Below are 14407 nucleotides of genomic sequence, written 5' to 3'. Positions count from 1 at the left end.
TGGTGGTGTTGGAGACCTGGTCAAATATTGATTTTAGTCAAACTTGGGATACTCGTTTGAGTCGTTTATGGTCAGGTGCTAAGGCGTCTGACCGCTTTAAGCTCTCGCTCGTTCCTGCGCTTGGGTAGAATTGATTCTTTTCTCTGTTGAAGGAAGGCTAATGGCTCAGTCCTACAGTGCCCGCAGTCGTGCAATCGAACCTTTCCACGTCATGGCGTTGCTGGCGCGGGCCAATGAACTGCAAGCCGCTGGCCACGACGTGATTCACCTGGAAATCGGCGAGCCTGACTTCACCACCGCCGAGCCGATCATTCAGGCAGGCCAGGCCGCTTTGACGGCAGGTAAGACCCGTTACACCGCTGCGCGGGGCATTCCCGAGCTTCGAGAAGCCATTTCCAATTTCTATCAGCAGCGTTATGGGTTGAACATTGACCCCAAACGAATCCTCATCACCCCCGGCGGTTCGGGCGCCTTGTTGCTGGCCAGCGCCTTGCTGGTGGACCCGGGCAAGCACTGGCTGTTGGCGGATCCGGGCTACCCCTGCAACCGGCACTTTCTGCGATTGGTGGAGGGTGCGGCGCAGCTTGTTCCTGTAGGCCCGGAGGTGCGTTATCAGCTAACCCCTGATCTGGTCGCGCGTCACTGGGACCACGACAGCGTCGGCGCGTTAGTGGCTTCCCCGGCCAATCCGACCGGGACGATCCTGACTCGCGACGAACTGGCGGGGTTGTCTGCGGCGATCAAGCTGCGACACGGCCATCTGGTGGTGGATGAGATCTATCACGGTCTGACGTACGGCACCGATGCCGCCAGCGTGCTGGAAGTCGATGACAACGCATTTGTGCTCAACAGCTTTTCCAAGTATTTCGGCATGACCGGCTGGCGTCTCGGTTGGCTGGTTGCGCCGGAGGCAGCCGTAGGTGAGTTGGAAAAGCTCGCGCAAAACCTCTACATCAGCGCGCCGAGCATGGCCCAATACGCCGCATTGGCCTGCTTTGAGCCGGCAACCATCAGCATTCTCGAAGAGCGTCGCGCCGAATTTGGTCGTCGTCGCGATTTCCTGCTGCCAGCCTTGCGTGAATTGGGTTTTGGCATTGCCGTGGAGCCGGAAGGCGCGTTCTATTTGTACGCGGATATCAGCAAGTTCGGCGGTGATGCCTTCGCGTTCTGCCGGCACTTCCTCGAAACCGAACATGTGGCAATTACCCCGGGACTGGATTTCGGGCGCTTTCACGCAGGGCACCACGTGCGTTTTGCCTACACCCAAAGCCTGCCGCGCTTGCAGGAAGCGGTCGAGCGGATCGCTCGCGGTTTGAAGAGCTGGCAAGGCTGATGCGTTTTAATCCTCCCCTCGAAGAAGGGCGCCTGATCCGTCGTTACAAGCGTTTTCTCGCCGATATCGAAACCGTTAGCGGCGAGTTGCTGACAATACATTGTCCCAATACGGGCTCGATGCTCAATTGCCAGGTTGAAGGTGGGCAGGTCTGGTTCAGCCGCTCCAATGACCCGAAGCGCAAGTTGCCCGGCACCTGGGAAGTCGGCGAAACCCCTCAAGGGCGCTTGTTTTGCGTCAATACCGGGCGAGCCAATGGATTGATTGAAGAGGCACTGCGCGCCGGTGTGATCAGTGAGCTGAACGGTTTTACCGAGCTCAAGCGCGAAGTCGCCTATGGGCAGGAAAGCAGCCGAATCGATTTTCGTCTCGATTACCCCTGCGGCCCGGCTTATGTAGAAGTCAAAAGCGTCACCCTGGGCTTCGACGGTTCTTCGGTGGCCGCGTTTCCCGATGCGGTGACCCAACGCGGGGCCAAGCATTTGCGCGAATTGGCGCACTTGGCCCGAGACGGGATTCGTGCGGTTCAGTTGTATTGCGTCAACCTGACCGGCATAGAAGCCGTGCGTCCTGCAGAAGAAATCGATTCGGCCTACGCGGCGGCCTTGCGTGAGGCCGTGGCGTGCGGGGTCGAGGTGCTGGCCTATGGCGTGCGTTTGACCCATGAGGAGATGGTGGTTGATCGGCGCCTGGACGTGCTGCTCAACGGCTAAAGGCTGACCCAGATGCCTTGCGCGTCTTCACGGCAGGGCACGGCGGTCAACGATTGACCGGCGCAGGGGCCGGAAACGCATTCGCCGTCTTCGATCAGGAATAGTGCGCCGTGGGTGGCGCACTGGATCAGGCTGTTGCTGGGGTCGAGAAACTGGTCGGGTTTCCATTCCAGGCCAACACCACGGTGCGGGCAGCGATTGATGTAGATGTAAACCTGGCCACCGCGGCGTACGGCAAAGAGCTTCTGCCCCTCGATGTCGAAACCGCGACTGCTGGCGTCAGCCAATTCGGCACCTGTGCAAAGAAACTTCATGTATATCCTCAATGCATCTCGTGACCAGAAATGTCCGAGCTTGACGTTCAAATGCAAGCAATTATCAAATGGCCGCCTGCCCGTCGGGCGCAGGTGCCAGAGGCCGAGAATACGTGGCCTGCCATCTCGATGCCCGGAAAAACTGTAAAGGAAGCTGTGTATGCGCCTGAGTACCCGCGTTGTTGCGCTCTGTGTCGGACTCTTCGTCAGTCACCATGGCGCAGCGGCCGAGTTGCCGCAACGTTGGGTAGGGGATGCGGCGCGTGCCGCGCTGTTCAAGGAAAACCCGATGCTGTCCTCGACCCGCGCGGCGAGGGACGGTCGAGTCATAGAGCTGGATCCGACGTTGCTGGTGGGCGGGCTGGGACCACGGTTGCCCGATAGCCTGAAAAAGCTGTCTGACGGGTTCTTTCCTGGCACGGCCGGCCAATGACCGTCCTGGTTAAACCTCGTGCACTGTTCATTGGCCTGAGCCTTCTGTGTTTGCTGGCGATCTGGCTGTCGCTGGCACTGGGGCCGGTCAGTTTGCCGTTGCTTGACACCTTGCACGCTGCGCTACGCCTGGTCGGATTGCCGATTGCGCCGGACGGTCTGGAACAAGCCGAATTGATCGTGGGGCAGATCCGTCTGCCGCGAACCTTGCTGGGACTGGCGGTGGGCGGCGTGCTGGCGCTGACCGGTGTGGCGATGCAGGGCCTGTTTCGTAACCCGCTGGCGGACCCGGGATTGGTGGGGGTGTCCAGCGGCGCAGCATTGGGTGCGGCCATCGCGATTGTGGGCGGGTCAATGTTTGGCGGCCTGCCCGAGTCGTTCGGGCCTTATTTGCTGTCGGTATGTGCGTTTCTCGGTGGCTTGGGGGTGACGGCGCTGGTGTATCGACTGGGCCGACGAAACGGCCAGACGAACGTCGCGACGATGCTGCTGGCCGGTATCGCATTGACCGCTCTGGCGGGTTCGGCGGTGGGGTTGTTCACCTATCTGGCTGACGACGCGACCCTGCGTACGCTGACGTTCTGGAATTTGGGCAGCCTCAATGGCGCCAGTTACGCGCGACTCTGGCCATTGCTGGTGGTGAGTGCGGGCGTGGCGCTGTGGTTGCCGCGTCGAGCCAAGGCCTTGAATGCGTTGTTGCTGGGGGAGTCGGAGGCCGGTCACCTGGGCATTAACGTCGAGGGGCTCAAGCGCGAATTGGTGTTCTGCACAGCACTGGGGGTTGGCGCGGCGGTGGCGGCGGCGGGGATGATTGGATTTGTCGGGTTGGTCGTTCCGCACCTCGTGCGTTTGTTGGCCGGTCCCGATCATCGAGTATTGTTGCCAGCCTCGGTACTGGCAGGTGCGAGTCTTCTGTTGTTTGCCGATCTGGTGGCGCGACTGGCCCTGGCGCCCGCCGAACTGCCGATCGGCATCGTCACGGCCTTTATTGGTGCGCCATTTTTCCTGTTCTTGTTGCTTCGGAGGCGCGCCTGATGTTGCGCTCGCAGAACCTGCAAATCCGTCGCGGTGCCAAGACTGTGCTGACGGACATCACGCTTGAACTCCTGCCTGGCGAAGTGCTTGGCGTGCTCGGCCCCAATGGCGCCGGCAAAAGTACTTTGCTGAGTGCCTTGTGCGGCGAATTGCACGCCCATCAGGGAAGCGTCTGGCTCGATGATCGCGAGTTGCGTCACTGGGCCGCCGCGTTGCGCGCGCAACGTCTGGCGGTGCTGCCGCAGGTGTCGACCCTGGACTTTGCCTTTCGCGTCGAAGAAGTGGTGGGTATGGGGCGTTTGCCCCATCAAAGCGGTCGGGTACGCGATGACGAGATTGTCGCTGCCGCGTTGCACGCCGCCGATGCCGGGCACCTGAGTGGTCGCAGCTATCTGGCGTTGTCCGGCGGCGAGCGTCAGCGGGTGCATCTGGCCCGGGTGCTGGCGCAGCTCTGGCCGGGCGAGGCGGGGCAGACGCTGTTGCTCGATGAGCCGACCTCGATGCTCGACCCGCTGCATCAGCACACCACACTGCAAGCGGTGCGCGAATTTGCCGATCGCGGCGCGGCCGTGTTGGTCATCTTGCATGATCTGAACCTGGCGGCGCGTTATTGTGATCGTCTGTTACTGCTTGAGGGCGGGCGTCCGGTGGCACTGGATACGCCGGAACAGGTCCTGAAACCCGAGCCGCTCAAAGCCGTGTTCGGGCTGGAAGTATTGGTCCAGCAGCATCCGGAGCGTGGGCATCCGCTGATCATCGCCCGCTGATACTTTTCATCGAGGTGAACATGCGTGGAATTTTACTGTTGGCCGTACTGCTGTTGAGTGCCTGCCAGCATGTCTCGGAGCCACCGCCGGTCAGCGCTGACATTCGGGACCTGAGTACGGGTGAAACTCTGACGGCGCAGGAACTGATCGAACGACTTGCCAAGCCTTCGCTGCTGATCGTCGGTGAGCAGCATGACAATCACGATCACCACCAACTGCAACTGTGGTTGCTGCAGTCGCTGGGTGAACGGCGGCCACAAGGCAGTTTGCTCCTGGAAATGCTTACGCCCGATCAACAACAGCGCGTCGATGATGTTCGTCATGCCTCGACGCCACCGGAAAACTTGCCTGCTGCTTTGGCTTGGCAGGAGGGTTGGGACTGGGACCTGTACGGGCCGATCGTACGTTTCGCGCTGACTCAGCCTTATCCGCTGCTCGCGGCCAATCTGGATAACCTCGAGGTTCGTGCGGTCTACGCCAAACCGCCGGCATTGAGCGGTTCGCGGTCCAATGCGGCGTCGGTCAAGGAAGTGTTGCTGGCACAGATCAGCGACTCCCATTGCGGCTTGCTGCCCACTTCACAAATGCCCGCCATGTTGGCGGTCCAGCAGCAACGAGATCGGCGAATGGCTGAGCGTTTGCTGGCAGCCCCGACACCCTCACTGCTGTTTGCCGGTGCCTATCACGCGCGCAAGGACGTTGGCGTGCCGATCCATGTGCTGGATTTGGGCCAGGCGCAAGCGCCGACGGTATTGATGCTGGCAGAGCAGGGGGCCGTGGTAACAGCAGCAATGGCCGATTACGTCTGGTACACCCCTGCTTCACCGCCTCAGGATTATTGCGCGCAGATGCGTCAGCAGTTCGGCAAATAACGTCCGGGTTTTTCACGGGCAAAAAAAACCCGGCAAGAGCCGGGTCAAATAACCGTGATTAGCCTGATGAGGAGATATCTGAGAGTCCGAACCAAGGGCTTTTCAAATATCGACCAGTCTCGCAACCAGTTGTGGTAATCATAGCGATTCTCATTACCAAGTCAACCGCTGTTTTTTGATTTCTTTTAAATGCATCGTCAACCTGTTTCAAAGCTCAGTAATCACTGGGTAATCGCGCTACGCGCCTGGCGAAATCAATGCCTCAAGCCTTGTGGCGCGACGAAATCGCTTCCAGTTGTTTGTTCAAGTCTTCTTTGCGCTCAGCTGGAATGTCGTTCCAGTGCACATCCATCAATGCGCCTTCGATCGCATACAACAACACCTTGGACGCCCGAAACCCGCGAGTACGCACGGCCCGATACGCATCCACCGCCCCAAGGCGACGCAAGTCCGAGGCGCTATGGATACCCACGGCATGCAGCCACTGCGCCGACGTCTTGCCAAGATTCTTCAGGTGTTGCAGTTCATCATTCATCAAGCCTCCTTGCGACGGCCGAACGGCGCGTGAGCGAAGTTCTCAGGAGTGTAGCCATCAGTAGGAAAAGCGTAATTGTTTGGCGGTTTTCGACGCAAAAGCTTCTAAGAAGCAAACTCAACTTGGGTGAATGTTGGCGAACGCAATGGGGTGGGTACTGGAAGTCTAGCTGTCGGGAGCAAACACGGAGTCCAGCGCAAAGCGGGGGCGCTGGACTGGTCAGGTAACACGTCGTTTTTAGCGAGTGCGATAACGCAGGCGAGTGCCGAAGTTCATCGACATCAGGATCTCATCTGCGCTCAGCTCTGGCGGGAAGTACGCGCCGGAGATCTGTGCGTGGGCAAGGCTGGCACCTTCGAGGGATGCGTTGCGAAAGTCGATGCCGCGCAAGTCCGCGGAACGGAAATAGGCATCGGTAAAGTCGACGCCATCAGCGTTCAGCTCACGCAAGTCCAGGCCGCGGAAATCGCCACCGACCATGTCGATAGGTCCGTCTTTGGGCCGTTCGTTGTTGAAGCCTGTGATGTCGTCTTTGTGCAGCAAGGCATACAGCGGGGTGTCGAGAAATTTGGGCTGGCTCATGTCGCATCACCTGATGGTTTTATGACGCCAGTGTAGTGCCACTATTTGACAGCCGTGAAGCCAGTGGAGGCTTCACGGCTGAAAATAGTTTTACAGGCCTGGCATGCGTTGACGAATTTGCGCAACGACCGTGTCGAGGGTCCCGCTTTCATTGGTCTGGACACGCTTGCTGCACAGAATCTCTGCTGGCGTCAGCGGTTCACGATGGGCTTGCTGGGCTTCGATAACGGCCAGGTTGGCGTCGGACGGATCCTTGTTGTCTGCCTGGCGCAGGGCCAGCCAGCTCTCGATTACGGCTTGCGGCGCATTGCAATCGAGGATCAGGAACGGTGCACCCGTGGCCTCGGCGATTTTTGCCGCGCCGTCGCGCTGGTCGCGCTTGAGGTAAGTGGCATCAATCACCACCGGGAAACCGGCGCGCAGGATGACCCCGGCAATCTCATGCAGACGGCTGTAGGTGGCGGCGCTGGCGTCGGCACTATAAATGCCGGCCTGCGGGTCATTCGGTACGGTTTGTTCGCCGAACAGACGTTTGCGTTCTACATCCGAGCGAAGGCGAATGGCGCCCAGTGCTTCGACCAGACGCATGGCGACGTGGCTCTTGCCGACGGCGGACACGCCGTGGGTAATCGCCATGAAACGCGAAGGAATGGTGCTGTAGCTTTCCGCGAGGTTGGCGTAGTTGCGGTACTGGCGCAGGGTCGTGGCGCGCTGCACCGGATCGGCTTCGGCCGGCATGCTGAACAGGCTGACCTTGGCGCGAACCAGTGCGCGGTAGGCTTTATAGAAGTTCAGCAGCTCAAGGCCCTGATAATCGCCGGTCAGCTCCAGGTATTGGCTGACGAAACGGCGCGCGAGGCACTTCAGGCCACGGTCTTCCAGGTCCATCGCCAGGAAGCCGGTGTCGGCGTAGACGTCGGTGAAGCGGAACGGTTCGTTGAACTCGATGCAGTCGAAGATCACGACCTTGTTATCGATCACGGTGGCGTTACCCAGGTGGATATCACCGTGGCATTCACGAATGAAACCCTCGGCCTTGCGCTGGGCGAACAGTGGCTTGAGACGTTCGAAGCTGCTTTCGGCCCAGGCTTGCAGGGCATCGAGTTGTAGCAGATCGGCCTTGTCGCTGAGGAACGGGCGGATCTGTTCGAAGTTCTGACGCACGGGCGCCATGACGCTGTCCGGGGAGCCAGCTTCGTGTTCGGCAGGGACTTTCGGCGCATTGAGGTGGAATTGAGCGATCTGCGCGGCCATCTCGTCGATGTGCGCGGTGGTCAGTTCGCCATTGGCCTGCAAGGTGCTGAGCAGCTGGCTTTGTGGGAATTGACGCATTTTCAGGGCGAAATCGACGACCGGACCTTCACCGCCCAGTTGTGGTGCTTCGGCGCTGCCGGTGATTGGCAACACTTCCAGGTACAAATCGTTGGTCAGGCGCTGGTTCAATCGCAGTTCTTCACCGCAGAAGTGCTCGCGGGCTTCGAGGCTGGAGAAGTCGAGGAAGCCGAAATTCACTGGCTTCTTCACTTTATAAGCAAAGGGGCCTGTGAGGATGACCCAGGAAATATGGGTTTCGATGACCTGGAACCCGTCTACCGGATGCGGGTAGAGGGCCGGGTTTTGCAGAGCGGCGATCAGGGACTGGCTCACAGGCGATCCTTCAGAGTCTGGGAAAAATTCAAGGCGCCATTATGGCCGCAAGTCCGCCTGACGCAAACCTTGGAGGGCGCCTGTTGAGTATGAATAAAGTGCGTATAATCCGCCGCCATGACTCGTACTCGATCCCCCCGCACTCCAAAAAAACCACCTTCCAGGGGCCTGAGCCCGTGGCTGGGCTGGGCCCTTAAACTCAGTCTGGTCGGCCTCGTCGTGCTCGCCGGATTCGCGGTTTACCTCGACGCTATCGTCCAGGAAAAATTCTCCGGCAAACGCTGGACTATCCCGGCCAAGGTGTATGCGCGCCCGCTTGAGCTGTTCACCGGCCAGAAGCTGAGCAAGGATGACTTCCTCACAGAGCTTGACGCTTTGGGCTACCGACGTGAAAGCGTAAGCAACGGCCCGGGCGCTGCGTCGGTCAACGGCAATACCGTCGATTTGAACACGCGTGGCTTCCAGTTCTATGAAGGCCTGGAAAAGCCCCAGCCCGTGCGCGTACGGTTCTCCGGTGACTATGTAGCGGAGCTCTCGGCGACCGACGGTTCGAAGCTTTCGGTAGTGCGGCTGGAGCCGCTGATGATCGGCGGGATTTACCCGAAAAACCTGGAAGACCGCATCCTGATCAAACTCGATCAGGTGCCGCCTTATCTGCTGGAAACCCTGGTTGCCGTGGAAGACCGGGATTTCTATAGCCACTGGGGCGTGTCACCCAAGTCGATTGTCCGAGCCGTCTACGTCAACACCTCTGGCGGCAAGATGACCCAGGGCGGCAGTACGCTGACACAACAGTTGGTCAAGAACTTCTACCTGACCAGTGAACGCAGCCTGTCGCGCAAACTCACCGAAGCCATGATGGCGATGTTGCTTGAGCTGCATTACGACAAACGAGAAATTCTTGAGGCCTACCTCAATGAAGTGTTCGTCGGTCAGGACGGCCAGCGTGCGGTTCACGGTTTCGGTCTGGCCAGCCAGTTCTTCTTCGGGCAGCCGTTGTCCGAACTGAAACTGCATCAAGTTGCCATGTTGGTGGGGATGGTCAAGGGGCCATCCTATTACAACCCGCGTCGCAATCCTGAGCGGGCGCTGGAGCGACGCAATCTGGTGCTCGATGTTCTTGAACAACAAGGCGTCGCCACCGCTGAGCAGGTCGCTGCCGCGAAGAAAATGCCACTGGGTGTGACAACCCGCGGCAAGCTGGCCGACAGTTCGTTCCCGGGCTTTATCGATCTGGTTAAACGCCAGTTGCGCGAAGACTACCGCGACGAAGACTTGACCGAAGAGGGGCTGCGGATCTTCACCAGCTTCGACCCGATTCTGCAAATGAAAGCCGAAGCCTCCGTCAACGACACCTTCAAGCGTCTGTCCGGTCGCAAGGGTTCCGATGAAGTCGAAGCGGCCATGGTCGTGACCAACCCGGAAACCGGTGAGGTCCAGGCCATGATTGGCAGCCGTCAGGCCAGTTTTGCCGGTTTCAACCGTGCACTGGACGCGGTACGCCCCATCGGTTCGTTGATCAAGCCGGCGGTCTATCTGACGGCTCTTGAAAAACCCACTCAATACACTCTGACCAGCTGGCTGTCGGACGAATCCTTCTCGGTCAAAGGCGCGGATGGTCAGGTCTGGAAACCGCAGAACTACGATCACCGTTCCCACGGTACGGTTTTCCTGTATCAGGGGCTGGCGCATTCCTACAACCTGTCGACCGCGCGTCTCGGCTTGGCAATGGGTGTACCGAATGTCCTCAAAACCCTGGCTCGCTTGGGCGTGACTCGCGAATTCCCGGCGTTCCCGTCGATGTTGCTGGGCGCAGGTGGCATGACGCCAATTGAAGTGGCGACCATGTACCAGACCCTCGCCAACGGTGGTTTCAATACGCCGATGCGCGGGATTCGTAGCGTATTGACCGCCGAAGGTGAACCGCTCAAGCGCTATCCGTTCCAGATCGAGCAGCGTTTTGACCCGGCATCCATTTACCTGATCCAGAGCGCCATGCAGCGGGTCATGCGTGAAGGTACCGGCAGTTCGGTTTATAACGTGTTGCCGAAGACCCTGACCCTGGCCGGCAAGACCGGTACCAGTAACGATTCCCGGGACAGCTGGTTCGCCGGTTTCAGTCAGGACTTGCTGGCGGTGGTCTGGCTGGGCCGCGATGACAACGGCAAGACGCCGTTTACGGGTGCCACCGGTGCCTTGCAGGTCTGGACCAGTTTCATGCGTAAGGCCGATCCGCTGCCGCTGGACATGCCGCAGCCGGACAACGTAGTTCAAGCCTGGGTCGATTCGCGTACCGGGCAAGGCTCCGATGCGGGCTGCCCAGGCGCTGTACAGATGCCGTATATTCGCGGCAGCGAACCACCTCCCGGTGCGGCTTGTGGTGGCGAAGGCCCTGCTTCCGGTGAAACGGTGATGGATTGGGTCAAGGGCTGGATGAATTAAGCAAAGAGGGATTCAAGTGAACAAGTGGTTGATACCAGCGGTTGTCACCGTGGCGTTGCTCAGCGGTTGCTCCACCGTACAACGTGGATCGATTCCGGTTGAGGATGCCGGCACGGCTGTGTCTAACAGTGAGCGGATTTCGGCGAATGGTGGCTTTCGCAAGTCGACTGTGAAGCGTCCTGCGCAAGCGCAAACCCAATCCCAAACCCAGGCGATTCCGCAAGGCGACACCGGTGTAGTGGTGATGGTCCCGGGTGGCGGCGCCGCCACCTCTGCGCCGATCAGTACCTCGCCAATTACGCCGGGCCCGATTACTCCTGGGCCGATCGACACGTCGCCGGTCCAGTCAGCACCGATCAATCAGGGCAGTTACAGCATGCCGCCGACGCCGAGCGGAATTCCTTCGGCGAGCGCTGGCGGTCTGTCAGCCGACGAGCAGCTGGATGGTCCGGTGCTGGCGTTGTTGACCACGGCTCAGCAGCAACAGGCAAGCGGCGACCTCAACGGTGCTTCGTCCAGTCTGGAGCGTGCTCAGCGAGTCGCGCCGCGTGAGCCGCAAGTGCTTTATCGCCTGGCTCAAGTGCGCATGGCTCAAGGGGATGCCGCGCAGGCTGAGCAATTCGCTCGTCGTGGTCTGACGTTCGCCAATGGCCGTCCGGATCTTCAGGCCAGCCTCTGGGATTTGATTGCCCAGGCGCGCGAGAAGCAGGGTGACTCTGCCGGCGCAACATTGGCCCGTCAGAAGGCCAAGGTTTCGCTGTGATGGACGTACGCTTTTCGAAGATTGCCGACCAGTTGCTGCTGATCGAGCGTGAACTGCGGGTGCAGCGGTGGTGGGATGACGTTTCGCCTTCCGCTGAAGCGCTTTCCAGCGTCGAGCCGTTTTCGGTCGATACGCTGGACTTCGAGCAGTGGCTGCAATGGATCTTCTTGCCTCGGATGAAAATGATCCTTGAGCAAGATCTGCCATTGCCCACCGTATCCGGCATTCAGGAGATGGCCGAAATGGTCTTCGCCGCCCGTGATGTCCAGGGCAAGGACCGGCAGCTGCAAGTGCTGCTCAAAGAGTTCGACCGGCTGATCACCACCTCCCGCTAACTCCGATCCTCTGTAGGAGCTGAGCTTGCTCCGGGCGGCGTAACACTCAACAGATCTGTTGAATGTTGCACCGCTATCGCGAGCAAGCTCGACCCCTACAGCAGTTCTGCGCAATCTGTTTCTGTGTTTCGCCAATGCGTTCCTGACGTTGTTGATCGGTCAGGCGGCGCATCTCGCCTTCCACATCCTCCCGAAGTCGCGGATTGTTTTGCAGTTGAGCCAGGTTCGTCCGCGCCTGCATGCAAAATGCGTTGAGTTGAGCTTGATGCTCGGCAACCTGCTTTTTTACGGTGTTGTCGATGTCCTGTTGATTACCGATGGCGCTGCTGCCTGGCAGCGTGGCCGGTTTGCCGGCAGAAGAGGAGGGGGTCACCACGGTGGCGGCTTCCTGTCCTTGGGGCGGTTGTGAATCGAAGTGAGTCACGCCTTGGGCATCGACCCATTTGTAGATCTGGCCCGCCACACATAAAGGGCTGATCAGCAGGCTGACCGTGAAGAAGATCGTTCGCATGCCATTTCCTAGTCATGAGTTGCGCAATCGAAGCTAACACAGTCGCTGTTTGGCGATTTTTTCTTGCTTTCTCATGTGCTTACTTCAATTAAGCACATAGACGACTTGACTTGCAGAGGACGAAACAGAAGAATCCAAAGTCCGCTGTAGAGGGACTGCCAGAAGCAGACCCACTCAGCAGATCATGAGGCGCACATCCGCGCCGACTTGTTACACCCGCAACGCGTTACCTCGCGCTGGGTGGGAAAGGCCCGCAACACTTGGGACGATCCCAATACTTGCTCAGTCAGTGCTGACGTAGTCGGCGACCACCGTCGCTCATGCTCTGCCGAGAAGTAAACCTATTAAGACCCGTCCCCGTTTGAGTGGGCGGTATTCTGGCGTTTTAGAGGTGAACAACGTGGAGCTTTTATCTGGCGGTGAGATGCTCGTCCGCTTCTTGCGTGACGAAGGCGTCAAATATATCTACGGGTACCCGGGTGGTGCTCTTCTTCATGTTTACGATGCCCTGTTCAAAGAACCGGAAGTGACCCACATCCTGGTTCGTCACGAACAAGCGGCTACCCATATGGCTGACGGCTATGCCCGTGCCACCGGTAAAGCCGGCGTGGTACTGGTGACTTCCGGTCCTGGCGCAACCAATGCCATCACTGGTATTGCCACCGCCTACATGGACTCCATTCCGATGGTGGTCATTTCCGGCCAGGTGCCTAGCAACATGGTGGGCACCGATGCGTTCCAGGAAACCGACATGATCGGTATCTCCCGGCCGATCGTGAAGCACAGCTTCATGATCAAGCACGCATCGGAAATCCCGGAAGTCATGAAGAAAGCGTTCTACCTGGCGCAATCCGGTCGTCCGGGCCCGGTCGTTGTCGATATTCCGAAAGACATGACCAACCCGGCCGAGAAGTTCGAATACATCTTCCCGAAAAAAGCCAAGCTGCGTTCCTACAGCCCGGCCGTTCGCGGTCACTCTGGGCAGATCCGCAAGGCGGCAGAAATGCTCCTGGCGGCCAAGCGTCCTGTGATGTACGCAGGCGGAGGCGTGATTCTCGGTGGTGGCTCCGCGCCGCTGACCGAATTGGCGAAGATGCTCAACCTGCCAGTGACCAATACCCTGATGGGATTGGGTGCCTACCCTGGCACCGATCGTCAGTTCATCGGCATGCTCGGCATGCACGGCAGCTACACCGCTAACCTGGCGATGCACCATGCCGACGTGATCCTTGCAGTCGGCGCTCGTTTCGACGACCGCGTGATCAACGGCCCGGCCAAGTTCTGCCCGAATGCCAAGATCATTCACATCGACATCGACCCGGCTTCGATTTCCAAGACCATCAAGGCAGACGTGCCTATCGTCGGTCCGGTCGAGAGTGTCCTGACCGAGATGGTCGCGATCCTCAAGGAAATCGGCGAGACCCCGAACAAGGAGTCCGTTGCCAGCTGGTGGAAGCAAGTTGATGAGTGGCGCGGTGACCGCGGTCTGTTCCCTTACGACAAGGGCGACGGTAGCGTCATCAAGCCGCAGACCGTGATCGAAACCCTGTGCGAAGTCACCAAGGGCGATGCCTTTGTGGCCTCCGACGTGGGCCAGCACCAAATGTTTGCGGCGCAGTACTACACGTTCAACAAGCCGAACCGCTGGATCAACTCCGGTGGCCTGGGCACCATGGGCTTCGGTTTTCCGGCGGCCATGGGCATCAAGCTGAGCTTCCCGGATGACGACGTCGTCTGCGTGACGGGCGAGGGCAGTATCCAGATGAACATTCAGGAACTGTCCACCTGTCTGCAATATGGCTTGCCGGTCAAAATCGTGATCCTGAACAACGGCGTTTTGGGTATGGTTCGCCAGTGGCAAGACATGAGTTACGGCAGCCGTCACTCGCACTCCTACATGGAATCCTTGCCTGACTTCGTCAAGCTGGCAGAAGCCTATGGTCACGTTGGCGTGCGCATCACCGATTCGAAAGATTTGAAGTCGAAGATGGAGGAGGCGTTCGCCATGAAGGATCGCCTGGTGGTGCTGGATATTTCAGTCGACACCAGCGAACACGTCTACCCGATGCAGATCAAAGACGGCTCCATGCGCGATATGTGGCTGAGCAAGACGGAGCGTACTTAAT

Annotated in this window: 14 protein-coding genes and 1 pseudogene; 10 read left to right on the top strand and 5 right to left on the bottom strand. The window is 59.1% G+C overall.

What is annotated here, in order from left to right:
• Positions 1-160 precede the first annotated feature (160 nt).
• The gene (locus tag ACWGZX_RS09780) at positions 161-1333 is read left to right on the top strand and encodes a pyridoxal phosphate-dependent aminotransferase (RefSeq protein ID WP_223515662.1); all 1173 of its coding nucleotides are present in this window, start codon (positions 161-163) and stop codon (positions 1331-1333) included.
• The gene (sfsA, locus tag ACWGZX_RS09775; RefSeq protein ID WP_452628169.1) at positions 1333-2046 is read left to right on the top strand and encodes a DNA/RNA nuclease SfsA; all 714 of its coding nucleotides are present in this window, start codon (positions 1333-1335) and stop codon (positions 2044-2046) included. The genes ACWGZX_RS09780 and sfsA overlap by 1 nt, the downstream gene beginning before the upstream one ends.
• On the opposite strand, the gene ACWGZX_RS09770 is transcribed toward sfsA, so the two are convergent.
• Positions 2043-2360: a Rieske (2Fe-2S) protein gene (locus ACWGZX_RS09770; protein WP_452628168.1), complete on the bottom strand. Its 318-nt coding sequence runs from the start codon at positions 2358-2360 to the stop codon at positions 2043-2045. The two genes, sfsA and ACWGZX_RS09770, sit on opposite strands and share 4 nt — an antisense overlap.
• A gap of 250 nt (positions 2361-2610) precedes the next feature.
• On the opposite strand from ACWGZX_RS09770, the pseudogene ACWGZX_RS09765 reads away from it, so the two are divergent.
• From ACWGZX_RS09765 to ACWGZX_RS09750, 4 genes and pseudogenes are all read left to right on the top strand, one after another.
• Positions 2611-2793, top strand: a pseudogene (locus tag ACWGZX_RS09765) (hemin ABC transporter substrate-binding protein); the annotation flags it as partial.
• A 50-nt stretch (positions 2794-2843) separates the two neighbouring features.
• Complete coding sequence (locus ACWGZX_RS09760; RefSeq protein ID WP_452628996.1) at positions 2844-3827, top strand: FecCD family ABC transporter permease; 984 nt, start codon at positions 2844-2846, stop codon at positions 3825-3827.
• Complete coding sequence (locus ACWGZX_RS09755) at positions 3827-4594, top strand: heme ABC transporter ATP-binding protein (RefSeq protein ID WP_452628167.1); 768 nt, start codon at positions 3827-3829, stop codon at positions 4592-4594. Before ACWGZX_RS09760 ends, ACWGZX_RS09755 begins: the two co-directional genes overlap by 1 nt.
• 20 nt (positions 4595-4614) lie before the next feature.
• Positions 4615-5466 (top strand): ChaN family lipoprotein, encoded by an 852-nt coding sequence (locus ACWGZX_RS09750; protein WP_452628166.1) that lies wholly within the window; start codon positions 4615-4617, stop codon positions 5464-5466.
• A 262-nt stretch (positions 5467-5728) separates the two neighbouring features.
• On the opposite strand, the gene ACWGZX_RS09745 is transcribed toward ACWGZX_RS09750, so the two are convergent.
• From ACWGZX_RS09745 to ACWGZX_RS09735, 3 genes are all read right to left on the bottom strand, one after another.
• Positions 5729-6001, bottom strand: a complete 273-nt coding sequence (locus ACWGZX_RS09745) for a TfoX/Sxy family protein (protein WP_223515680.1) — start codon at positions 5999-6001, stop codon at positions 5729-5731.
• Positions 6002-6238: 237 nt separating this feature from the next.
• Positions 6239-6583 (bottom strand): pentapeptide repeat-containing protein, encoded by a 345-nt coding sequence (locus ACWGZX_RS09740; RefSeq protein ID WP_310339230.1) that lies wholly within the window; start codon positions 6581-6583, stop codon positions 6239-6241.
• A 90-nt stretch (positions 6584-6673) separates the two neighbouring features.
• On the bottom strand, positions 6674-8230 hold the full coding sequence (locus ACWGZX_RS09735) for a bifunctional aminoglycoside phosphotransferase/ATP-binding protein (RefSeq protein ID WP_452628165.1): 1557 nt from the start codon (positions 8228-8230) through the stop codon (positions 6674-6676).
• Positions 8231-8347: 117 nt separating this feature from the next.
• Here ACWGZX_RS09735 and mrcB point away from each other — a divergent pair, with 117 nt between their 5' ends.
• From mrcB to ACWGZX_RS09720, 3 genes are read left to right on the top strand one after another with little or no spacing between them, the layout of a single operon-like run.
• The gene (mrcB, locus tag ACWGZX_RS09730) at positions 8348-10672 is read left to right on the top strand and encodes a penicillin-binding protein 1B (RefSeq protein WP_223515688.1); all 2325 of its coding nucleotides are present in this window, start codon (positions 8348-8350) and stop codon (positions 10670-10672) included.
• Positions 10673-10688: 16 nt separating this feature from the next.
• On the top strand, positions 10689-11435 hold the full coding sequence (locus ACWGZX_RS09725) for a tetratricopeptide repeat protein (protein ID WP_452628164.1): 747 nt from the start codon (positions 10689-10691) through the stop codon (positions 11433-11435).
• Complete coding sequence (locus ACWGZX_RS09720; RefSeq protein ID WP_452628163.1) at positions 11435-11770, top strand: YqcC family protein; 336 nt, start codon at positions 11435-11437, stop codon at positions 11768-11770. Before ACWGZX_RS09725 ends, ACWGZX_RS09720 begins: the two co-directional genes overlap by 1 nt.
• Positions 11771-11843: 73 nt before the next feature.
• Here ACWGZX_RS09720 and ACWGZX_RS09715 read toward each other — a convergent pair whose 3' ends face one another.
• Entirely contained in the window at positions 11844-12281 is a 438-nt protein-coding gene (locus ACWGZX_RS09715) for a DUF4124 domain-containing protein (protein ID WP_452628162.1), read from the bottom strand.
• Between the two features lie 400 nt (positions 12282-12681).
• Here ACWGZX_RS09715 and ACWGZX_RS09710 point away from each other — a divergent pair, with 400 nt between their 5' ends.
• A complete protein-coding gene (locus ACWGZX_RS09710) occupies positions 12682-14406 on the top strand; it encodes an acetolactate synthase 3 large subunit (RefSeq protein WP_046049403.1) in 1725 nt (574 codons plus the stop codon).
• The last annotated feature ends 1 nt before the right edge of the window (position 14407 follow it).

This window comes from Pseudomonas sp. CLCA07 (assembly GCF_053615335.1).
Note: the sequence above shows the minus strand (reverse complement) of the source record. Positions and strands in the feature narration are given on the sequence as shown.

Coding starts and splice junctions, on each gene's coding strand:
- ACWGZX_RS09745 (WP_223515680.1), bottom strand. CDS start 6,001: ATGAATGATGAACTGCAACACCTGAAGAATCTTGGCAAGACGTCGGCG.
- ACWGZX_RS09755 (WP_452628167.1), top strand. CDS start 3,827: ATGTTGCGCTCGCAGAACCTGCAAATCCGTCGCGGTGCCAAGACTGTG.
- ACWGZX_RS09750 (WP_452628166.1), top strand. CDS start 4,615: ATGCGTGGAATTTTACTGTTGGCCGTACTGCTGTTGAGTGCCTGCCAG.
- mrcB (WP_223515688.1), top strand. CDS start 8,348: ATGACTCGTACTCGATCCCCCCGCACTCCAAAAAAACCACCTTCCAGG.
- sfsA (WP_452628169.1), top strand. CDS start 1,333: ATGCGTTTTAATCCTCCCCTCGAAGAAGGGCGCCTGATCCGTCGTTAC.
- ACWGZX_RS09740 (WP_310339230.1), bottom strand. CDS start 6,583: ATGAGCCAGCCCAAATTTCTCGACACCCCGCTGTATGCCTTGCTGCAC.
- ACWGZX_RS09720 (WP_452628163.1), top strand. CDS start 11,435: ATGGACGTACGCTTTTCGAAGATTGCCGACCAGTTGCTGCTGATCGAG.
- ACWGZX_RS09770 (WP_452628168.1), bottom strand. CDS start 2,360: ATGAAGTTTCTTTGCACAGGTGCCGAATTGGCTGACGCCAGCAGTCGC.
- ACWGZX_RS09715 (WP_452628162.1), bottom strand. CDS start 12,281: ATGCGAACGATCTTCTTCACGGTCAGCCTGCTGATCAGCCCTTTATGT.
- ACWGZX_RS09780 (WP_223515662.1), top strand. CDS start 161: ATGGCTCAGTCCTACAGTGCCCGCAGTCGTGCAATCGAACCTTTCCAC.